The 20,507-nt window shown below is 59.6% G+C and carries 21 protein-coding genes, 2 pseudogenes and 1 riboswitch; of the genes and pseudogenes, 9 read left to right on the forward strand and 14 right to left on the reverse strand.

All coding sequences use genetic code 11. From position 1 onward, the window contains the following. Positions 1-52: 52 nt before the first annotated feature. Positions 53-1,459 (reverse strand): adenosylmethionine--8-amino-7-oxononanoate transaminase, encoded by a 1,407-nt coding sequence (locus tag ACZRKZ_RS15630; RefSeq protein WP_149414424.1) that lies wholly within the window; start codon positions 1,457-1,459, stop codon positions 53-55. Positions 1,460-1,741: 282 nt separating this feature from the next. Between ACZRKZ_RS15630 and ACZRKZ_RS15635 the strand changes: the two genes are divergently transcribed. Next, positions 1,742-2,293: a cytochrome b gene (locus tag ACZRKZ_RS15635; RefSeq protein WP_463967791.1), complete on the forward strand. Its 552-nt coding sequence runs from the start codon at positions 1,742-1,744 to the stop codon at positions 2,291-2,293. A gap of 32 nt (positions 2,294-2,325) precedes the next feature. Next, complete coding sequence (locus ACZRKZ_RS15640; RefSeq protein ID WP_463982018.1) at positions 2,326-2,922, forward strand: YceI family protein; 597 nt, start codon at positions 2,326-2,328, stop codon at positions 2,920-2,922. A 66-nt stretch (positions 2,923-2,988) separates the two neighbouring features. On the opposite strand, the gene ACZRKZ_RS15645 is transcribed toward ACZRKZ_RS15640, so the two are convergent. Continuing rightward, complete coding sequence (locus ACZRKZ_RS15645; protein WP_463982019.1) at positions 2,989-3,489, reverse strand: LysR substrate-binding domain-containing protein; 501 nt, start codon at positions 3,487-3,489, stop codon at positions 2,989-2,991. Between ACZRKZ_RS15645 and ACZRKZ_RS15650 the strand changes: the two genes are divergently transcribed. After that, complete coding sequence (locus ACZRKZ_RS15650; protein ID WP_463982020.1) at positions 3,488-3,613, forward strand: nuclear transport factor 2 family protein; 126 nt, start codon at positions 3,488-3,490, stop codon at positions 3,611-3,613. The genes ACZRKZ_RS15645 and ACZRKZ_RS15650 overlap by 2 nt on opposite strands. A gap of 64 nt (positions 3,614-3,677) precedes the next feature. Here ACZRKZ_RS15650 and ACZRKZ_RS15655 read toward each other — a convergent pair whose 3' ends face one another. The 5 genes and pseudogenes from ACZRKZ_RS15655 to ACZRKZ_RS15675 all read right to left on the reverse strand — a co-directional run bounded on the left by ACZRKZ_RS15655 (position 3,678) and on the right by ACZRKZ_RS15675 (position 9,614). Further along, positions 3,678-5,567, reverse strand: a complete 1,890-nt coding sequence (locus ACZRKZ_RS15655; RefSeq protein ID WP_463967793.1) for a DEAD/DEAH box helicase — start codon at positions 5,565-5,567, stop codon at positions 3,678-3,680. 222 nt (positions 5,568-5,789) lie between these two features. Next, positions 5,790-6,605: a substrate-binding periplasmic protein gene (locus ACZRKZ_RS15660; RefSeq protein WP_463982021.1), complete on the reverse strand. Its 816-nt coding sequence runs from the start codon at positions 6,603-6,605 to the stop codon at positions 5,790-5,792. A gap of 73 nt (positions 6,606-6,678) precedes the next feature. After that, positions 6,679-7,020 (reverse strand): annotated as a pseudogene (locus ACZRKZ_RS15665) (hypothetical protein); the annotation flags it as partial. A 167-nt stretch (positions 7,021-7,187) separates the two neighbouring features. Next, the gene (metF, locus tag ACZRKZ_RS15670; protein WP_463967795.1) at positions 7,188-8,033 is read right to left on the reverse strand and encodes a methylenetetrahydrofolate reductase [NAD(P)H]; all 846 of its coding nucleotides are present in this window, start codon (positions 8,031-8,033) and stop codon (positions 7,188-7,190) included. Between the two features lie 171 nt (positions 8,034-8,204). Beyond that, complete coding sequence (locus ACZRKZ_RS15675) at positions 8,205-9,614, reverse strand: adenosylhomocysteinase (RefSeq protein ID WP_463967796.1); 1,410 nt, start codon at positions 9,612-9,614, stop codon at positions 8,205-8,207. Positions 9,615-9,635: 21 nt separating this feature from the next. Then, a riboswitch (S-adenosyl-L-homocysteine riboswitch) is annotated at positions 9,636-9,742 on the reverse strand. Positions 9,743-9,940: 198 nt separating this feature from the next. Between ACZRKZ_RS15675 and ACZRKZ_RS15680 the strand changes: the two genes are divergently transcribed. From ACZRKZ_RS15680 to ACZRKZ_RS15690, 3 genes are all read left to right on the forward strand, one after another. Beyond that, positions 9,941-10,345, forward strand: a complete 405-nt coding sequence (locus ACZRKZ_RS15680; RefSeq protein ID WP_149414432.1) for an acyl-CoA thioesterase — start codon at positions 9,941-9,943, stop codon at positions 10,343-10,345. Between the two features lie 97 nt (positions 10,346-10,442). Next, positions 10,443-10,661 carry a hypothetical protein gene (locus ACZRKZ_RS15685; RefSeq protein ID WP_463982022.1) on the forward strand — a complete coding sequence of 73 codons (219 nt, stop codon included), beginning with the start codon at positions 10,443-10,445 and terminating at the stop codon, positions 10,659-10,661. 56 nt (positions 10,662-10,717) lie between these two features. Continuing rightward, positions 10,718-11,557, forward strand: a complete 840-nt coding sequence (locus ACZRKZ_RS15690; protein ID WP_133102398.1) for a formate/nitrite transporter family protein — start codon at positions 10,718-10,720, stop codon at positions 11,555-11,557. A gap of 23 nt (positions 11,558-11,580) precedes the next feature. Here the strand turns inward: ACZRKZ_RS15690 and ACZRKZ_RS15695 are convergent. Next, positions 11,581-12,159 (reverse strand): annotated as a pseudogene (locus ACZRKZ_RS15695) (MFS transporter); the annotation flags it as partial. Between the two features lie 210 nt (positions 12,160-12,369). On the opposite strand from ACZRKZ_RS15695, the gene ACZRKZ_RS15700 reads away from it, so the two are divergent. Continuing rightward, positions 12,370-13,203: an EamA family transporter gene (locus ACZRKZ_RS15700; protein WP_463982023.1), complete on the forward strand. Its 834-nt coding sequence runs from the start codon at positions 12,370-12,372 to the stop codon at positions 13,201-13,203. A 26-nt stretch (positions 13,204-13,229) separates the two neighbouring features. Next, on the forward strand, positions 13,230-13,616 hold the full coding sequence (locus tag ACZRKZ_RS15705) for an MAPEG family protein (RefSeq protein WP_149414435.1): 387 nt from the start codon (positions 13,230-13,232) through the stop codon (positions 13,614-13,616). 60 nt (positions 13,617-13,676) lie between these two features. Here ACZRKZ_RS15705 and mltA read toward each other — a convergent pair whose 3' ends face one another. Then, entirely contained in the window at positions 13,677-14,849 is a 1,173-nt protein-coding gene (mltA, locus tag ACZRKZ_RS15710; RefSeq protein ID WP_463982024.1) for a murein transglycosylase A, read from the reverse strand. Positions 14,850-14,977: 128 nt separating this feature from the next. Between mltA and ACZRKZ_RS15715 the strand changes: the two genes are divergently transcribed. Beyond that, entirely contained in the window at positions 14,978-15,427 is a 450-nt protein-coding gene (locus ACZRKZ_RS15715; protein ID WP_463967798.1) for a c-type cytochrome, read from the forward strand. A gap of 30 nt (positions 15,428-15,457) precedes the next feature. On the opposite strand, the gene ACZRKZ_RS15720 is transcribed toward ACZRKZ_RS15715, so the two are convergent. The 5 genes from ACZRKZ_RS15720 to ACZRKZ_RS15740 all read right to left on the reverse strand — a co-directional run bounded on the left by ACZRKZ_RS15720 (position 15,458) and on the right by ACZRKZ_RS15740 (position 20,489). Beyond that, a complete protein-coding gene (locus tag ACZRKZ_RS15720) occupies positions 15,458-15,853 on the reverse strand; it encodes a DUF1090 domain-containing protein (protein ID WP_463967799.1) in 396 nt (131 codons plus the stop codon). Between the two features lie 81 nt (positions 15,854-15,934). Continuing rightward, entirely contained in the window at positions 15,935-17,611 is a 1,677-nt protein-coding gene (ligB, locus tag ACZRKZ_RS15725) for an NAD-dependent DNA ligase LigB (RefSeq protein ID WP_463982091.1), read from the reverse strand. A gap of 101 nt (positions 17,612-17,712) precedes the next feature. Beyond that, the gene (locus ACZRKZ_RS15730; RefSeq protein ID WP_463967800.1) at positions 17,713-18,060 is read right to left on the reverse strand and encodes a hypothetical protein; all 348 of its coding nucleotides are present in this window, start codon (positions 18,058-18,060) and stop codon (positions 17,713-17,715) included. A gap of 223 nt (positions 18,061-18,283) precedes the next feature. Further along, positions 18,284-19,474: a methionine adenosyltransferase gene (gene metK, locus ACZRKZ_RS15735; protein WP_133102391.1), complete on the reverse strand. Its 1,191-nt coding sequence runs from the start codon at positions 19,472-19,474 to the stop codon at positions 18,284-18,286. Between the two features lie 19 nt (positions 19,475-19,493). After that, positions 19,494-20,489: an ArsR/SmtB family transcription factor gene (locus ACZRKZ_RS15740; RefSeq protein WP_149414441.1), complete on the reverse strand. Its 996-nt coding sequence runs from the start codon at positions 20,487-20,489 to the stop codon at positions 19,494-19,496. Positions 20,490-20,507 lie beyond the last annotated feature (18 nt).

Consider the following 20,507-nt stretch of genomic DNA (forward strand, 5'->3'; position numbering starts at 1 on the left):
AGTGTGCAGGGCAGACGTGGAGCGTGGGAACGATCAACAAGGGGGCGGGCAATCAGCCTGGATCACGAAACCCTGGGTGAAAGTCCTTGGGCACTGCCACGCTGACTTTACTGTTGGTGGCGATATCAATGCCTTCACTGGCCACTTCTGCGAGGAAGTCGATCTGCTCCGGGGTAATCACATAAGGCGGCAGGAAATACACCACGCTGCCTAACGGGCGCAGCAACGCGCCGCGCTCAAGAGCATGTTCGAAGACCTTGAGCCCACGGCGTTCCTGCCACGGGTAGGCAGTCTTGGTGGCCTTGTCCTGGACCATCTCGATGGCCAGGACCATGCCGGTCTGGCGCACTTCCGAGACGTGGGGATGATCCACCAGGTGCGCGGTGGCCGTGGTCATGCGCTGGGCCAGGGCCTTGTTGTTCTCGATGACGTTGTCTTCTTCGAAAATATCCAGGGTCGCCAGCGCCGCCGCACACGCCAGGGGATTGCCGGTGTAGCTGTGGGAATGCAGGAAGGCACGCAGGGTCGGGTAGTCGTCGTAGAAGGCGCTGTAGACATCCTCTGTAGTGACCACGGCCGCCAGCGGCAAATAGCCGCCGGTCAGGGCCTTGGACAGGCAGAGGAAGTCCGGGCGGATGCCAGCCTGTTCACAGGCGAACATAGTGCCGGTGCGTCCGAAGCCAACGGCAATTTCGTCGTGGATCAGGTGCACGCCGTAGCGGTCGCAAGCATCGCGCAGCAACTGGAGGTACACCGGGTGGTACATGCGCATGCCACCGGCGCCCTGGATCAGCGGTTCGACGATCACGGCGGCGACGCTGTCATGGTTCTCGGCCAGGGTTTGTTCCATGGCCAGGAACATGTTGCGTGAGTGTTCTTCCCAGCTCATGCCTTCGGGGCGCAGGTAGCAGTCCGGGCTCGGCACCTTGATGGTGTCCAGCAGCAGGGCCTTGTAGGTTTCGGTGAACAGCGGCACATCGCCCACCGACATCGCCGCGATGGTTTCACCGTGGTAACTGTTGGTCAGGGTGACGAAGCGCTTCTTGGCAGGCTGGCCACGGTTGAGCCAGTAGTGAAAGCTCATCTTCAGCGCGACTTCTATGCACGACGAACCATTGTCGGCGTAGAAGCAACGGGTCAGGCCTTCGGGCGTCATCTTCACCAGGCGCTCGGACAGCTCGATCACCGGCTGGTGGCTGAAACCGGCGAGGATCACATGCTCCAGCTGATCCACCTGATCCTTGATGCGCTGGTTGATGCGTGGGTTGGCGTGGCCGAACACGTTGACCCACCAGGAACTGACGGCGTCCAGGTAGCGCTTGCCTTCGAAGTCTTCCAGCCACACGCCTTCACCGCGCTTGATGGGAATCAGCGGCAGTTGCTGATGGTCTTTCATCTGGGTGCAGGGATGCCACAGCACCGCAAGATCGCGTTGCATCCACTGGTTATTCAATCCCATCTTCAGTCTCCTCGAAGCGGCTCGCGACGTGCGCGGGCGAAACAATCGCGCAAGCCTATGCAATGCCGGGCAGTGTCACAACCCATTGCGTGCTTTGAAAATCGAATTGGTACCTGTAGCAGGACGGTCTGTCACGTTTCCTCTGAATAGTCCTTAATCCCCGGTTAATTTATTGCTTCTACGCTTAACATCATATTTCTCGATATTTCAAAGCGAAATTTTCCGCTTTAATTCGATAGGTAAAACGCTAGTCTTGGGCGCAGCTCTTACGGGATTTGGGTAATGCAACTACGAAATTCAGCGGCCCGCTACGGCTGGGTCAGCATTGTTATCCACTGGGGCGTGGCCTTGGTGGTGTTCGGTCTGTTCGCTCTTGGGCTGTGGATGGTCGGTCTTGACTACTACAGCATGTGGCGCAAAGACGCGCCGGACCTGCACAAGAGCATCGGCATCACGTTGTTCGCCATCATGCTGTTGCGGGTGATGTGGCTCTTTATCAGCCCACCGCCGCCGTCACTGGCCAGCTACAGCCGCTTGACCCGCTTGGGTGCCAAGTTTGGTCATGCCTTCCTTTATCTCGGGCTGTTTGCCGTGATGATTGCCGGTTACCTGATTTCCACCGCAGACGGTGTCGGGATCCCGGTGTTTGGCCTGTTTGAAATTCCTGCGCTGGTTTCCGGTCTACCGGACCAGGCAGACGTAGCCGGCTTGGTGCATTTTTACCTGGCCTGGGTACTGGTTGTGTTCGCTGGCCTGCATGGTGTGGCTGCACTGAAACACCACTTTATTGATCGTGATGCGACCCTGGTTCGTATGCTGGGGCGCAGAGCCTGATGTTCAACCTCGACTCACAAGGAATATAAAGCATGTTGAAAAAGACTCTCGCTGCTCTGGCAATCGGTTCTGCTTTGCTGTCTGCCGGTCAGGTAATGGCGGCTGATTATGTGGTCGACAAGGAAGGCCAGCACGCCTTCGTCGATTTCAAGATCAGCCACTTGGGCTACAGCTATATCACCGGTACCTTCAAGGATATCGATGGAAAGTTCAGCTTCGACGCTGCGAAGCCTGAAGACAGCAAGATCGAATTTAATGTTCGCACTGCCAGCCTGTTCACCAACCACGCTGAACGTGACAAGCACATCGCCAGTGCTGACTTCCTGAACGTTGGCAAGTTCGCCGACGCCAAGTTCGTCTCCACCAGCGTCAAGTCCACCGGCAAAAATGCTGATGGTAAAGAAACGGCTGATGTCTCCGGCGACCTGACTTTGCTGGGTGTGACCAAGCCGATCGTGGTCAAGGCTACTTTCCTGGGTGAAGGCAAGGACCCATGGGGCGGATACCGTGCTGGCTTCGAAGGTACCACCAGCATCAAGCGCTCTGATTTCGGCAAGCAGAAGGATCTGGGCCCGTCCTCCGACGCGGTCGAGTTGTACATCACGTTTGAAGGTGTCAAAGCGAAGTAACTTTCGCTGCGTCAACCCTAAGCGCCGACCTCAGGGTCGGCGTTTTGCTGTCTGTCAGTTGTAGGCCTATAGGCCGCCCTGATACTGCACGACCTGTTCTTTGAGCCACTTAAGCAGTGATGATATTTGCGCCGAACGTTTGCTGTCGGTGGGCCAGACCAGAAAGTAGCGTGATGAATGCACGGGTTCGATATCCGTCAGTTTGACCAACTCCCCGCGCTCTATCAGGGAATGGGCAATCGAACGTCGGGTCAGCGCAATGCCGTATCCCAGCCTGACGGCCTCAAGCAGTAACGTGGAGTCGGTGAACTCTAGTGTGGCGGGAGGGCGTTGACCCTCGATTCCAGCCGCGCTGAGCCAGACTGGCCAGCTTTCACTGGCATGTAGCAGCGGCTGTTCCAGTACAGCCTGCGGGGTGATTGGCAGCGCGCCGCCGTTGAAGTTTGCAGCGGCGACCACCAGCAATGAGTCCGCCATCAGGGGTTCGCAATGCACGTTGGGCCATTGGCCGTGGCCGAAGCGGATTGCGCAATCTACCAGCCCCTGCTCAAAACTGACGAACTCCATGGTCAAGGTTCGCCTGCGCCTGTTCGATAACATCATGGTGGACTACTTGAACCTGATGAAAGTGGACGGTCGCTGGACTATTTTTGCCAAGCTTTTTCATAAGGTTGGTACGGCTGTCGATTAATAAGAAAAATGCCAGATACAAAAACGCCCCGAACCAGTCGGGGCGTTTTTTTACAGCTGAAAACTCAGCGGTTGCGGGTCAGCAGCGCTGGTTTTTCACCACGAGGACGGCCTGGCAGTTGATCCAACTGCTCAGGTGTCAGGGAGCGGTCGCTTTTCGACTCCTTGTGGATGATCTTCGGCGCAGGGCCGCCACGCGGGTTTTGCACAGCCGGTTCCGACGACTGTGGCTGCTCGTCACGAGCTGGCCGGCGGTTGCGTGGCGCCTCTTCGCGACGGGCCTGGCCGTCACGGGGAGCACCGTTGCGTGGGCCGTTGCGCTTGGCAGGCGGGGTGCCAGTGGTTGCGCCGTTGCTGCTGCGCGGAGCGCTTTGGCGACCCTGCGGCTGGCCGGTGCGTGGAGCACCAGTTCCTGCGCCTGCACCCTGTGCCGGAGCACCTGGACGACGACCACGGCCCTGGGCTGGTTTGGCCTGGGGCACGTAGTCAGCGCGGTTACCGAAATTATCCACGTCGTCGTCGAGGAACTCGTCCGGGGCGCGGTCAGCGGCAGCACGTGGTGGCTGGCTCGGCTGGCGCTGTTCGCGGGCCGGGGTGCCTTCACGAGGCTTCTGCTCGCGGGCCGGGCGTTCGCCACGGCTGCTGGCTGCAGGTTTCTCCTTGGCGCCCTTGTCCTTGCCCTTGTCCTTGCGACCACCGCCGCCACCGCCACCGTTCGGGCCATCGCCCTTCGGACCGCGTGGGTTGTTGCGTGGGTTGCGTACGTCCGGACGCTCGCGCACTTCCGGCTTCTCGGCTTCCACTGCGCTGGCATCGAAGCCCATCAGGTTGCCGTCGGCAATTTTCTGCTTGGTCATGCGTTCGATGCTTTTGAGCAGCTTTTCTTCGTCCGGAGCGACCAGGGAAATGGCCTCGCCCGAACGACCGGCACGGCCGGTACGGCCGATACGGTGCACATAGTCTTCATCGACGTTTGGCAGCTCGAAGTTGACCACGTGGGGCAACTGATCGATGTCCAGGCCGCGCGCGGCGATGTCGGTGGCCACCAGAATGCGCACTTCACCGGCCTTGAAGTCGGCCAGGGCTTTGGTCCGTGCGTTCTGGCTCTTGTTGCCGTGGATGGCGACGGAGGTGAGGCCGTGCTTGTCCAGGTACTCGGCCAGGCGGTTGGCGCCGTGCTTGGTGCGGGTGAACACCAGGACCTGTTCCCAGGCGCCGGCGGTGATCAAGTGGGCCAGCAGCGCACGCTTGTGGCTTGCGGCCAGGCGGAACACCCGTTGCTCGATACGCTCGACGGTGGTGTTCGGCGGCGTGACTTCGATGCGCTCGGGGTTGTGCAGCAGCTTGCCGGCCAAGGACGTGATGTCATTGGAGAAGGTCGCCGAGAACAGCAGGTTCTGGCGTTTGGCTGGCAGGCGGGCGAGGACTTTCTTCACGTCATGGACAAAGCCCATGTCGAGCATGCGGTCGGCTTCGTCCAGCACGAGGATTTCCACGTGGGACAGGTCGACGCTGCCTTGGCCGCACAGGTCGAGCAAGCGACCTGGGCAGGCAACCAGTACGTCGACACCACGGGCCATGGCCTGAACCTGTGGGTTCATGCCGACGCCGCCGAAGATGCAGGCGCTGACGAACTTCAAGTCGCGGGCATAGAGCTTGAAGCTCTCGTGCACCTGGGCTGCGAGTTCGCGGGTAGGGGTCAGGACCAATACGCGCGGTTGGCGCGGGCCGTGACGCTGGGATTTGTCCGGGTGACCATTGGGGAACAGCCGTTCCAGAATCGGAAGGGCGAAGCCGCCGGTTTTACCAGTACCTGTCTGTGCCGCAACCATTAGGTCGCGACCTTGCAACACGGCGGGAATGGCCCGCTGTTGCACCGGAGTAGGCTCGGTATAGCCCGCTGCCTCGATGGCACGGACTAAAGCCTCGGAGAGACCGAGGGAAGCAAAGGACATGAGTAATCCTGTTTTAGTTAGGGCTTGGCCCAGAGGGATAGTCTTGCCTGGCGCGAATGGCGTTTAGATGAACGCAATCCCGTCCGGTCCTGCTGGGGCTGGCAGGCACTTCGACGGCTCGCGCGGGCTGCAAAGCTGCGCAGTAGCTGCATCGGGGTGTCTTTTATAGACCCAAGCGTCCGGGCGTAAGCCTGGCGGAAAGGCCGCAGTATAACAGAGCAATCAGTGTGCGCTGCTTTCCTGCTGCTCAACGGTTTTGTCCGGGGGTGGCGCTGGAAGCGGCAATGAGGTCGTTTCAGCGCTGGCGCCTGCGTATTTGGCGCTCAAGGCCGCGTAGGCAGGCTCTTGTTTGAAGCGCTTGAGCTCGGCGCCGAAGCGCTGGACCAGCAGGTCCATCCCCGCGCCACGGCGCACGGCGAGAAATTGCTGTTGGCTGCTGATCACGTTCGGCGCCTGGGTGATCTGGTCTTCAAGGCCCAACTCCTTGAGTGCATGCTGGCCGACTCGGCGATCGGTGATCAGCAAGTCGATCCGTCCACGGGCCAATTTGCCGAAATTGGCTTCATGGCTGGGGGCCGGTTCGCGGTTGAAGAGGGTGGATTCGCTGAATTCAGCGCCGTAAAGGTAGCCCGGCGAAGTGCCGATGGTCAGGCCGCGCAGGTCATCAAGGGTCTGGAACGGGTGAGGGCGCTCGTTGGCATAGAACATTACGAACTCCACCCGGGACAGCGGTTCACTGGGGTACAGCAGCACATTGTCCCGTTCGGTGCTGTGGAAAATGTCCAGCGCGCCGTCGGCCTGGCCCTGGTCGAGCATGGCCAGGCAGCGCTTCCAGGGCAGGAACTGCCATTGCACATCAATCCCCAGGCGCTGGAAGACAATCACCGTGGTCTCGTAGTCGAGGCCGCGCATGCTGCCGTTTTCCTCGTACACATAGGGCGCCCAGGGTTCGGTGACAATACGCAGTTTCTCGCCTCGGGCGGTCAGGCTCAGGCAAGTGAGAAGAACAGCGGTCAACAACTGGAAAATGGCTGGCATACCTGAGGTTACGACTGTCTCCGCTTAAATAGAAGCTCTGGAACAGGGATCTGCGGGCGCTGATACTGAATTTTTATTTTGGCGAAGACTTCATCAGGTGTTCGTAAATGGCTTCGCGGCGCTCGCCGAGGATCAGGCGCACAAAGGGGTTGGCGAACCAGTGCTCCAGAAGGCTGGCATCAATAGGGCGGCCTTGGCGTTCTTCCTGGTTCTGCCGCGCCTTCTCCCACCAAACCGGGCCACAGGCCTGGTCGAATTCGTTGGGGTGTTCGTAGCAGCCGTAGAGGATTTCCCGGATGAACTGCTGCTGATGCTTGGGTAGCACCAGGGTGATCAGCTTGTACATCAAACGCTGCAGACGCGGTGGGCGCGGCAGGTGAGCGGAGACCTGGCGCGTATCGTCCAGGGCGCTGGCGATGCTGAATACCGCTTCCTGATGGTAAGTCTCGGAGCCAAATACCAGGTAAACCAGTTGTGGGCGCGGAGTCGGGGCGGCTGTATTCATGGACTGCAGGTTTCTGTGGACATTTAAAACGGCAAAGGCCCTCGTATTAAGAGGGCCTGGGCACTTTGAAACGAACCTTAGCGAGGTAGCTTGAGGTTGTTCCAGACGGCCAGGCTTGGTTCGGCCTGGTTCAGGGTATAGAAGTGCAACCCTGGCGCGCCACCTTGCAACAAACGTTCACACATTTCGCTGATGACCTGCTCGCCGAACGCCTGGATGCTTTTGACGTCATCGCCATAGGATTCCAGTTGTTTGCGAATGAAGCGGGGGATTTCCGCGCCGCAGGCGTCAGAGAACCGCGCCAGTTTGCTGTAGTTGGTGATTGGCATGATGCCCGGCACGATTGGAATGTTCACACCCAACGCCCGTACACGCTCGACGAAGTAGAAATAGCTGTCGGCGTTGAAGAAGTACTGGGTGATCGCACTGTCGGCACCGGCATTGGCCTTGCGCACGAAGTTGCGTAGATCGTCTTCGAAGTTGCGCGCCTGGGGGTGCATTTCCGGGTAAGCAGCCACTTCGATGTGGAAGTGGTCACCGGTCTCTTCGCGGATGAAACTCACCAGGTCATTGGCGTAGCGCAGCTCGCCGCTGGCCATGCCCATGCCGGACGGCAAGTCGCCGCGCAGGGCGACGATGCGCTTGATGCCCGCACTTTTGTATTGTGTCAGCAGGCTCTGCAGGTCGGCCTTGCTGTCGCCAACGCAGGACAAATGCGGGGCGGCCGGTACTTTGACTTCGCTTTCCAGCTGCAGCACGGTGTTGATCGTGCGGTCACGGGTGGAGCCGCCGGCACCGTAGGTGCAGGAGAAGAAATCGGGGTTATAGCTGGCCAACTGACGGGCAGTGGCGAGCAGTTTTTCATGCCCAGCATCGGTCTTGGTGGGGAAGAACTCGAAGCTGTAGCGACGGTCTTGGGACATGGTAATACCCTTGGGAACTCGAAAACCGACTGTGCATCCATCTGTACTGTAGGAGCGAGCTTGCTCGCGAAGAACCGCAACGATAACGCGTGTAAACAGGATATGCGCGGTGCCTTTGGGTTTTTCGCGAGCAAGCTCGCTCCTACAGGTAGAGCAGGTGGCGCCGGTTACTTAGTAGCGATATGCGTGCGGCTTGAACGGACCTTCAACGGTCACGCCGATATAGTCGGCCTGGGTCTTGGTCAGTTGAGTCACCACGCCGCCGAAGCCGCGGACCATTTCCAGGGCCACTTCTTCGTCGAGTTTCTTCGGCAGTACTTCCACGGTCAAGCGCTCGGCCTTCTGGGCAGGCGACAGGTCGGCGTACTTCTGGCCGAACAGGAGGATTTGCGCCAGTACCTGGTTGGCGAAAGAACCGTCCATGATGCGGCTTGGGTGGCCGGTGGCGTTGCCCAGGTTCACCAGACGGCCTTCGGCCAGCAGGATCAGGTAGTCGTCGTTCTGTGGGTCGAAGCTAGCTGCGCCGGTGCGGTGAACCTTGTGCACCTGCGGCTTCACTTCTTCCCATGCCCAGTTCTTGCGCATGAAAGCGGTGTCGATCTCGTTGTCGAAGTGACCGATGTTGCAGACCACGGCACGCTTCTTCAGGGCCTTGAGCATGTTCGAGTCGCAAACATTGACGTTGCCGGTGGTGGTAACGATCAGGTCGATCTTGCCCAGCAGAGCTTTATCGATGCTTGCTTCGGTACCGGTGTTGATGCCGTCGATGAACGGCGAAACCAGCTCGAAACCGTCCATGCAGGCTTGCATGGCGCAGATCGGGTCAACTTCGGAAACCTTGACGATCATGCCTTCCTGGCGCAGGGACTGGGACGAACCCTTGCCCACGTCACCGTAGCCGATAACCAGCGCTTGCTTGCCGGACAGCAGGTGGTCAGTGCCGCGCTTGATCGCGTCGTTCAGGCTGTGACGGCAGCCGTACTTGTTGTCGTTCTTGCTCTTGGTCACCGAGTCGTTGACGTTGATGGCCGGGATTTTCAGTTCGCCCTTGGCCAGCATGTCCAGCAGGCGGTGTACGCCGGTGGTGGTTTCTTCGGTCACGCCGTGGACGCGGTCGAGGATGGCCGGGTATTTCTTGTGCAGCAACTCGGTCAGGTCGCCGCCGTCATCGAGGATCATGTTGGCATCCCATGGCGCGCCATCCTTAAGGATGGTTTGCTCCAGGCACCACTCGTACTCTACTTCAGTCTCGCCTTTCCAGGCGAAAACCGGAATGCCGGCAGCGGCGATAGCGGCAGCGGCCTGATCCTGAGTCGAGAAAATGTTGCAGGACGACCAGCGTACTTCGGCGCCCAGGGCAACCAGGGTTTCGATCAGCACGGCAGTCTGGATGGTCATGTGGATGCAGCCGAGAATCTTCGCGCCCTTGAGCGGTTGCTCAGCGGCGTACTTGCGGCGCAGACCCATCAGGGCTGGCATTTCGGATTCGGCGATAAAGGTTTCGCGACGGCCCCAGGCGGCGAGGGACATGTCGGCGACTTTGTAGTCGTTAAAATCTGCAGGCGTGATTACAGCGCTCATGAAGAGCCTCCATTCGTAGTGTGCGAATGGGCGCCGTTGTGCGTTTAGTATCAGGCCAGGGTAACCAGGCCAGACAACGCCCCATCCGAGCCTGACAGGTCGAGCCTGCTGCAGCGCCCCTCGGACAGGTGGCGGGAGAACGGTATCAACTGAAGATGACCGTTTTGAAACGGTGGGGATTATAGCGGGCTGCGGCTGACTTCCCAAGCCTTTCTGTCGGCAGCATGAAGATCGCTCATGGGGTTGATAGGCAATGGTTCATAGAGCTTGCTGCGCTGCTCTGCCATGATGTTGCCCATCATTTGGCAAGACGCTTTGGAGTGACCATGAACTTTCACACCCGCAAATGGGTAAAACCCGAAGACCTCAACCCCAACGGCACCCTGTTCGGTGGCAGCCTGCTGCGCTGGATCGACGAAGAAGCTGCCATCTACGCGATTGTCCAGTTGGGCAACCAGCGGGTGGTGACCAAGTACATCTCCGAAATCAACTTTGTCAGCGCCTCGCGCCAGGGCGACATCATCGAACTGGGCATCACGGCCACCGCGTTTGGCCGCACCTCCATCACCCTGACCTGTGAAGTGCGTAACAAGATCACGCGCAAGAGCATCCTGACGGTGGAAAAGATGGTCTTCGTCAACCTGGGTGAAGACGGTTTGCCGGCCCCCCATGGTCGTACCGAAATCAAGTACGTGAAGGATCAGTTTCAGGATGACGGCATCAGCGAATAACTCAGCGCGGGTTTGATTTTTAATCAAATCATTCCGGATGGATATGTCCCAGGCGCTCTCGTCACTCAGGACTGCATCCTGTAGAGAGAGTCCGCGTATGAAACTGCTCGAATCTGTGCCACGCCACGCTATTGTGGCGCCGATCATCACAAGCCCCCTGGCTTCTGCGGCGCAATCCGAAGGTGTGGCTGCGCCCGTGGAAGAGGGCGCGGGCGAACGCAAGATGATCCTATGGCGAGCCCCCGATGGCCGGATCAAGGTGGAGTTATCGCCGCCCCCGGCCTGGCGCCTGCCGGTCAAGTTATCCAGCCACTGAACAGCCCTGAATCCAGCGTGTCGTAGTTACAGGCACCCCTTGAATTGAGGAGCACTATGGCCACGCAAAAAGACGGCAAGACCCCCAACCTGTCGCAGGAAGAACAACAGGACGTGGACAAGAACCAACCGCCTCGTGCGGCGGTTTTGCATGAAATCATCCGTACCCAGGGCGATCAGGAGCTGGAGCGTACCGTTGCCGCACTTTGGTGGTCAGCATTGGCTGCGGGCCTGACCATGGGCCTCTCGCTGATGGCCATGGGCTTGCTCAACTCGCGCCTGCCGGACGGTGAAGGGTTCAAGGTCATTGCCAGCTTCGGCTACTGCGCGGGGTTTCTGGCGGTCATTCTGGCGCGCCAGCAATTGTTTACCGAAAACACCCTGACCGCCGTGCTGCCGGTGATGAGCAAGCCGACCCTGGCCAACGCCGGGCGGCTGCTGCGTTTATGGACGGTGGTGCTGGTGGGCAACTTGTGCGGCACCTTGCTGGTGGCGTACGTGATGTTGCATCTGCCGATCTTCGATGCCAAGACTGACCTGGCTTTCCTCGATATCGGGCGCAAGGTCATGGAGAACGACAGCAGCCAGATGTTTGCCAAGGGCATCGTCTCTGGCTGGATGATCGCCACCATGGTGTGGATGATTCCGTCGATGGAAAGCGCCAAGATCTGGATCATCATTCTGATCACTTACCTGATGTCCCTGGGGGACTTCACCCACATCGTCGTTGGCTCGGCGGAAGTGTCTTACCTGGTGTTTGCCGGTGAGTTGCCGTGGAAGGATTTCTGGCTGGTGTTTGCCGGGCCGACCCTGGCCGGCAACATCATCGGCGGCAGCTTTATCTTTGCCTTGATCAGCCATGCGCAGATTCGCAGTGAAAGCAGTTTACCTAAGTAATAGACAGATACCGCATGGCCAACTCATGCAGCGTGGGCGATTTTGTCTGTGCCGCGACGTTGCAGGTAGATGAAGAAAAGTCCCGTGAGCACCGTCAAGCGACTGACCAGCGCACCGGTCCATGGCAAGTCCGAGAGATTCGCGCCGCTGGCCACTACCAGCCCGCCGATCCCATTGCCCAGGTTGAAGGCGCTCTGGTTCAGGGTTGAGCCGAGGTTCGGCGCTTCGTGTGCCTGGTCGATGATCAGCAGTTGCAGGATCGGGCACAGAGCGAAGGCGAACACGCCGCAGAGCAGCAAGGTGATTGCCGCCGGAATGAGCGAATGGCTGGTCTGGGTAAACGCTGCCAACACCAGCACCACCGCCAGGGCCATGCCCACCAGTGAGGGCAGCAAGCGGCTGTCGGCCAGCCGTCCGCCGAGCATGCTGTCAGCGGTCAGGCCGACACCGAACAGCAGCAACATCAGGGTGATGCCCAGCAGCGTGGCCTTGCGTGGCATATTGGCGGTGGCGATGGCCAGGATCGGCGCGCCGAACACCACGCCCATGATGACAAACTCGGTGGTGCCGATGCCAAAAGCGGCAACAGCCAGTGCAAGCAAGGCGAGTGGCATGCAAGAGTTCTCCGACGGTGGTCGAGACGCTCGGATCAGGCATACGCATGCCGGTGCCCTGATCGAGGAAGATCGGACAGCAGCAGAAATTTATTGGTATAGGTCTGGGCGCAACTGAGTGCGGCGTGAGCAGCTTTAGTATAAACAGCTGCTGACATATGGCGAATCAATTCTAGTTATTCTGACAAGGAGCGGCCCGTGGTTGCGACGGCCCTGGTACTGGTGGCGGCGCTGTTGCATGCGACGTGGAACACCCTGATCAAATTCAGCGGCGAGCGCCTGTTGGTGATCGCCTGTATGGACAGCGTTGCCCTGCTGTTTGTGGCACTGGCAGTGGGATTTGTGTCATTTCCGCCTCTTGAGATCTGGCCATGGATCATCGCCTCGGCGCTGTTTGAATTGCTCTACCGCTATTTGCTGATTCAGGCTTATCGCGTCGGCGACCTGGGGCTGGTGTATCCGTTGATGCGTGGTCTGTCGCCTCTGGTGGTGCTGGCGCTGACCCTGGTGTTTGCCGGGGAAGTGCTCAGCACCCAGCAGATCCTCGGCATCCTGCTGATTCCGTTCGGCATGCTCTGCCTGCTTTGGCAGGGCGGTGGCGGGGATCGGTTGCCTTGGTCGATGCTGCCGGTGGTGGCGCTGATCGGCCTGTGCATTGGCTGCTATACCTTTCTCGACGGCCAGGCCTTGCGCCGTTGGCCGCATCCGTTGGATTACCTGGTGTGGCTGACCCTGATCAGCGCCTGGCCTTTTCCGTTGCTGGCGCTGGTGCGCAAGCGGGCGGCGTTCGGTCTGTTCTGGCGTACCCAGTGGCGGCTTGGGCTGAGCGTCGGAGTGTGTGTGTTATTGAGCTACGCTCTGGTGCTTTGGGCCATGCAGTTGGGCTCGATTGCCGAGGCCGCCGCGCTGCGGGAAGTCAGTGTGATCCTGGTGGTGTTGTTCGGCATGCGTTACCTGAAAGAACCTTTCGGCCGGCCACGGCTCATAGCTTGTGGGTTGGTTCTGATCGGCATGTTCGTGATGAAACTCTAAATAAAACGCTAACAAAGGAATGAGTTATGACAGTCGCTTTCTGGTGTGTGTTGATCGCTATCGCTCTGCCTTACCTGTGTATTGGTGTGGCCAAGTTCAGCGGTGGCAAGTTCGGGCCCCGGCAGAACCACGATCCTCGGGCCTTCCTGGAAACCCTGGAGGGTTTTGCCAAGCGCGCCCACAGCGCGCAGCTCAACAGCTTTGAAGTGACCCCGGCGTTTGCTGCTGCGGTGATCATTGCCCACCTGGCCGGCAACGCGGAACTGGTGACCATCAATGTGCTGGCGGTGCTGTTTATCACCAGCCGGTTGCTCTACATCATTTGCTACCTGGCGGATTGGGCAATGCTGCGTTCGCTGGTGTGGTTTGTGGGGGTAGGGTTGATTGCGAGCTTCTTTTTTGTATCGATATAAGGCTTGCCTGTGGGTCGGCTCTATGTGGCGAGCGGGCAAGCCCGCTCGCCACAATGATCGCTAGGTCCCTGCCGGCGCATCCGGCACGTTTGGCAGCACCGCGCCTTTGGGCCACAGCATCCAGATCTGCCCCTGCTGTTTCATATTGCCCGCCAACTCACCCGCCGCATCGCCGGTACCCCAGAACAGGTCGGCCCGCACTTCACCGGTAATCGCGCCGCCAGTGTCCTGGGCAGCCACCGGGCGTACGATCGGCGCGCCATCGGGGCGTGTCGTCGACAGCCACAACAGGCTGCCCAACGGAATTACCTTGCGATCCACTGCCACGCTGTAGCCGGCGGTCAACGGCACATTAAGAGAACCGCGCGGGCCTTCGTTACTGTCGGGGCGAGTGCTGAAAAAAACATAGCTGGGGTTGCTCGCCAGTAGTTCCGAAATCCGCTCGGGATGGGCCTTGGCCCAAGTGCTGATAGCGCCCATGGTCACGTCTTCTTTCTTCAGTTCGCCTTGTTCCACCAGCCAGCGGCCGATGGGGCGATACGGGAAGCCGTTTTGATCAGCATAACCCACGCGCAGTTGACGTCCGTCGGCCAGTTGGATGCGGCCCGAACCCTGGATTTGCAGGAATTGCAGGTCCATCGGGTTGGTTAGCCAGGCGATGGGCTCGGCAGTAGAGCCTTGTTGATTGATGGCGCTGGCGTCGTCATAAGGCTTGAGCACGCGACCTTCCAGGCGACCGCGCAGGCGTTTGCCCTTGAGTTCCGGGTAGATGCTTTCCAGGTTGACGATGATCAGGTCGTCCGGCACACCGAACACCGGCACATGAGCCGTTTTGGTTTCGGTGAGGCTGCCTGGATAAACCGGTTCGTAGTAGCCGGTGATCAAGCCGTGGGGTGTGTTGTCCGCCGAGCGCAAGCCATAGACGTCGAGGTGTTCTTTAAGAAATCCGCGAATGGCGACGGCAGTTGCCGGAACGCTGACGGCCGAGGCGCAGGTCGCGCCCCATATCGGATCGCTCTTGAGGCGTTGGCAAGCGCTGCGCCAGGATTCGAATCCTGCCTGCAAATCGCTATCCGAAACCGTCGGCAAGGCTTCCCAGGTGGCACTGACATAGGTGGCAATTGCGTGGGGTTTTTCTGGCTCCTGCTTGCTGGCGTTGCAGCCGGCGAGCAGCGCAATCATCGGTAAAGTCCACGCGAGGCGGCGGCTCCAGGGTTTCAACGTAACATTCATGCAAGCAATTCCTGAGGCGATTGCCCGAGCCTGTTGGCGCTCAAGCAATCCGTATTATTAATAGGGCTATTGGTCTTTGCGGGCGGGGCGAGGATACTGGCCGCCGTTTCCCGTGACCCTGAGCCACCATGATTCTTAAAAAACTGACCGTTGTATTACTGGCCTGCCTGACACTGTCTGCGTGCGGCGGCGTTGATCCGAATTCGCCGCTGGGCCAGCGCAAGGCCATTTTCAAGCAGATGCTCAAGACCGGCGAAGACCTGGGTGGCATGCTGCGTGGGCGCATACCGTTTGACGGCGCGAAATTCGCCGAGGGTGCGGTCAAGCTCGACAGTCTGTCCCATGAGCCTTGGAAGCATTTCCCAACCGTGCGCGAAGAAGACCACACCAGCGCCAAGGATGATGTCTGGCAAAAGCAGGCCCGTTTTCAGGAGATGGCCAGAAACCTTGAAGCGGCCACCGGTGATTTGGTGATCGCCAGCCAGGTGCAGCCTTACAAGGCCAGCAACCTGGGGCCTGCGGTGCAGAAAGTCGAAGATGCCTGTAGCGCCTGCCATAAACAGTTTCGTGATCATTGAGCCTGCCTGGGCAAGGGGGCGGTAAGCGCCTTACTTGTCCAATTCGTCCAAGGCTTCCTGCAACTCTTTGCGTGATTCGGCGAGTTTGTCTTTGCGCTTGTTGATCCTCTCGGAATCACCTTTCTTCATGGCCTTGTCGAGGTCGGCCTGGCGGCGGCTGACTTCGTGCTTGGCGTCGAGCACCTTGTTTTCCCGCTCCTTTTTCAGGGAGGCGTCGGTGCAATGGGCGGTGACTTCGCTCAGGGCTTTTTCCAGGCCTGCTTGCTGCTCGCTGTTGCCGTGGGCCTTGGCCTGTTCGATCTGGGCGCTGATGGCCTGACGCTTGGCGGCGCAGCCGGTGAGTTCCTGTGCTTCTTCGGCCGCCAGCAACGGGGTGGTCATGAAGCTTGCGACGGTCAAAAGGGCGAGCGGTGCAAGAAATTTCATAAGGGCTCCAGGGTAAACAAGGTTGCAATCTGGTGGGCAGGATGAGTTCTGCTGGCACCGGTTAATACTGCAGGGGCCGGGCTAAAAACCGTCTATCCCGGCAGCGCGTAATGTTTCACTCATAGCCAGGACGTGCGGATCGCGAAAAAAAGCGCTCAATTGCGCCGCGCGTCCCGGGCCGATTCCAGCTTCAGCCTGCCAGGCTTGAGTGTTTCTGGTGGCCAGGGTTTGCCAGCCACCTTCCAGGTTATTGCGGGCAGTGGGCGGAACACCCAAAGCCATCAGCCATTGTGCGAATGGTCGCTGCCGGGCACTGCGCAAACTGTCGAGCAGGCGCGCACTGCTGCGATCACCGAATCCGTCAATGTTAGCAAGCTCTGCCTCATCCAGCTTCAACCAATCGAGCAGACCGCTGATTAGACCTGCCTGGATTAGCGTATTCCAGGTTTCACGGCCGATATGTGGCAGGGCCAGGCCTTGGTTGCCACTCAGCCAGGTCAGGCGGGCAAGCAGTTGTTCCTCACAACCAGGGACCAATTGCCAGCAGCTCAAATGATGGAAGGCGCTGGCCGCTGGCACCTCGATGTGGGTTCGTGGCTGGCTGCGCAGGATGACCTGGTCGAGCCTGGGAATGACTTGGCCGGCGAGGCTGATGGCGACTTGGTCTCCGGGGCGGATATCCAGTTCTTGCCAGCGCTTCAGCGAGCCGACGCTGACGCGCCTGATCTGCCGATCATCGAGCAACACCGGGTCCAGTTCCAGAATAGGCGTGATACGCCCGGTGCGTCCGATCTTGAAATGCACCTTGCGTACCTGGGCCAGCGCTTTGATCACCGGATATTTCCAGGCCGCCGCCCAGTAGGGTGTTCTGGCCTGCCAACGGTTGGCTGGTGCGCGCTGGCTTTGGTGCAGTACCACGCCATCGCTGGCGAACGGCAGTGGGTTGTTGTACCAGAAGGTACGCCAGTGACGAGCGTCGTCGAGGTCACTGATGGGTTGGCTATAACGCTTGCTGTCGGTAAAGCCCCATCGCTCCAGCGTGTCCAGTTGCTCATTCAAGTTGGCCGGCCCCTGTGGCCACGCCCAGACAAACAGGCCGATACCGGCGGCATCGGTATCGCTCAGCTGTTGGCGGTTCATCAGCCCGGCGACTTTACTGCGGGCATTAATACCGCCCCGTTCTGATTGGAGGTGTTCGCTCAGGCGCCAATAGAGTTCACCCTGCAGCAGCAGGTCAATGGGTTCGGGCAGTTGCTGCACGATGCCAGGGATCTTGCGTGCCGAGACCGACCAGTCTTGCCCGAGAACCCCGTCACCGCGGCTGATGACCTGAATCAGGCGACCTTTTTGATAGATCAGCGTTACGGCGACTCCGTCGACCTTGGGTTGAATCCACAGGTCGTGCCGGGTAGTGATCCAGTCTTCGACGGCCCGGTCACTGATCAGTTTTTCCAGCCCAGTGTGTGGTGTCGGATGGGCCAGAGTGCCCCTGGAACTGGCCAGCGGGTTGTCGGGGAGCGGTGCGTTCTGTGCAAGGCAGGTACGCCATTGGTCAAGGCGCAGACGTGCCTGGTCGTAGAGTTCATCGCTGATCAAGGATTGGCCAAGCCGGTGGTAACTGTCGTCCCAAAGGCTGATTTGTTGTTGCAGTGCGGCCATTTCATCCCTGGCCTTGCCGGAGTGCCAGTCAGGACAGTCTTGGCTCCAGGCCGTTATGGGGAAGAGGATAAACAGCAGGCAGACCAGCAGGCGCGGCATCATCATGAGCATCCTTGCTCCGAAGGGGCGCCCAGCCTAAGGCATCGGAGCACCCACAAAAAAGCCCCGCAGGCGCGAGGCTTTTTACCGGGTGTTTCTGCTTACTTGAACAAACCACCCAAGGCTTTCACGGTGTCGTTGCCATCGGCCTTGGCCTGTTGCTTTTGTTGGGTGGAGTCCAGCTTGTCCTGGGACTCGCTGACTTTTTTGCAACCTTTGTTTACCTGGTCCAGTGCGGCCTGCATGGCCTTCACTTTCAATTCTTCGCCGCTGGCCTTGGCCGCGTCGACCTTGGCTTGCAGGTCTTTGCCTTGTTTTTCGCAGTCGCCGGAAGTGCCACCCAGTTGAGACGTCAGAGCACCGCCCAGTGCGCCGAGGTCGACGGCTTGCACTGGCAGGGCGAACAGGCTGAGCAGAAGGGCGGCAGGAGCGAGCGTGGAAATACGCATGAAAAACCTCAATGTTCGATTGCCTGCGCACAAAAGGATCCCGAGCAGGCGCAGTGCAATATCCAAGTAGGTGAAGGGCTCGGGAGGGCGCGGATTCTAGTGGGCCATTATTTGGCCTGCAAGGCCCCTGTTGAACAAATGTGAACGTCATCGCGCCAATCAGCGCGCAACAAAAAGCCCCGCCGAGTAAACCCGGCGGGGCTTTGGGTACAACGGGCAGCGATTACAGGCCTGCAGCGGTAAGCAGGTCGTTGGCGCGGTCGGTTTTTTCCCAGGTGAACGTGGTGAAGGTGTCGTCGCCGACGGTCTTCTGTTCAGGGGTGCGACCGAAGTGGCCGTAGGCCGCAGTTTCCTGGTACATCGGGTGCAGCAGGTCGAGCATGGTGGTGATCGCGTACGGACGCAGGTCGAACACTTCGCGCACCAGCTTGATGATCTTGTCATCGCTGATCTTGCCGGTGCCGAAGGTGTTCAGCGAGATCGACGTCGGCTGGGCGACACCAATGGCGTAGGACACCTGAATCTCGCAACGCTCGGCCAGGCCGGCGGCAACGATGTTCTTGGCCACGTAACGACCGGCGTAGGCGGCGGAGCGGTCAACCTTCGATGGGTCCTTGCCGGAGAATGCACCGCCACCGTGACGGGCCATGCCGCCGTAGGTGTCGACGATAATCTTGCGACCAGTCAGGCCGCAATCGCCCACCGGGCCACCGATAATGAAGTTGCCGGTGGGGTTGATGTGGAACTGGGTGTCCTTGTGCAGCAGTTCGGCAGGCAGCACATGCTTGACGATCAGCTCCATCACGCCTTCGCGCAGGTCTTTGTAGGAGACTTCCGGATTGTGCTGGGTCGACAGCACCACGGCGTCGATGCCCACCACTTTGCCGCCTTCGTAGCGGCAGGTCACCTGGGACTTGGCATCCGGACGCAGCCACGGCAGTTGGCCGGACTTGCGGGCTTCGGCCTGGCGCTTCACCAACTGGTGGGAGAAGGTGATCGGCGCAGGCATCAGCACATCGGTCTCGTTGCTGGCGTAGCCGAACATCAGGCCCTGGTCGCCGGCGCCCTGGTCTTCCGGCTTGCTGCGGTCAACGCCCTGGGCGATGTCCACCGACTGCTTGCCGATGATGTTCATCACGCCGCAGGTCGCCCCGTCGAAGCCCACGTCGGAACTGTTGTAGCCGATATCAAGGATCACCTTGCGAACGATGTCCTCCAGATCGACCCAGGCCGAGGTGGTGACTTCGCCAGCGATGATCGCCACGCCGGTTTTCACCAGAGTCTCGCACGCCACACGGGCGAACTTGTCTTCAGTAATGATGGCGTCCAGCACCGCATCAGAAATCTGGTCGGCGATTTTGTCCGGATGCCCTTCAGACACGGACTCGGAGGTGAAAAGGGAGTATTCGCTCATCTCGATGTTTTCCTGATATTTACCGATGGTGAGTGTCGCCAGATGGCCGCTGAAAATGGCGGACCTGAATCTGGAAACCATTACGTAAGCCTACATAGAGACTTTCCCCGGGAACGAGTCCCGCAGCGGTGGCCCAACGGGCCAGATCGTCCTGTTCAAAGCCCAGCCAGAGATCACCGCAGGCCTCCCTGGCCCAACTCTGGTTGTGGCTGCATAAATCTGTCACTAGCAGGCTGCCGCCGGGTTGCAGCAAACCGGCCATTTGCTTGAGGGCTTCAGCCGGGGCGGCGAAATGGTGCAAGACCATGTTCAACACCACGCAGTCGGCCCGCAGGCTTACATTATTCAAGGCATCGGCCAGTTGCAGACTGACGTTGCTCAAGTTATCGCGTTCACACACCTGGCGCGCCAGTTCGAGCATCGCCGGGCTGTTGTCCAGCGCCGTGACCTGGTGGAAGCGGCGCGCCAGTTCCGGCAGAAAGCCGCCGTCGCCAGGGCCGACTTCGAGCGCCGTGGCCTCATCACTGAAGCTCAGCTTGTCGAGAAGTGCCAGCACGCTTTCGCGGTATTGCGCCAACCCGGCGATCAAGTCCTGCTGCGCACGAAACTTCTCCGCCACCCGCGAGAAAAAATCCTGGCTGGCCGCAGCGCGTTGTCCGTGGACCTGGCCGATTCGCGACTGTACGTCAGCCGGCAGCGCCAGGTTGTCCACTTCTTCCAGGAGCGCGGCATGCAGCTTGCCACCCAAGTGGTCGGTGTGCGGCAGCGCGCGCCGGTAAAAAATCGCATTGCCTTCGCGGCGCGTGGCCACCAGGTCGGCCTGGGCCAGCACCTTCAGATGGTGGCTCATGCCGGACTGACCGATGGCGAAGATCTGTGCCAGTTCCAGCACGCCGAATGAGTCGTTGGCCAGCGCGCGCAACACATTCAGGCGTAAGGGATCACCGCCGGCCTTGCACAAGGCCGCCAGCTCATCGCAGTCGTCATGACGAAGGGAGGGCGCGCGTAAGTTCATAGGGCCAGCAGTCTAGTG

The sequence above is a fragment of the Pseudomonas sp. c313 genome, assembly GCF_055407145.1.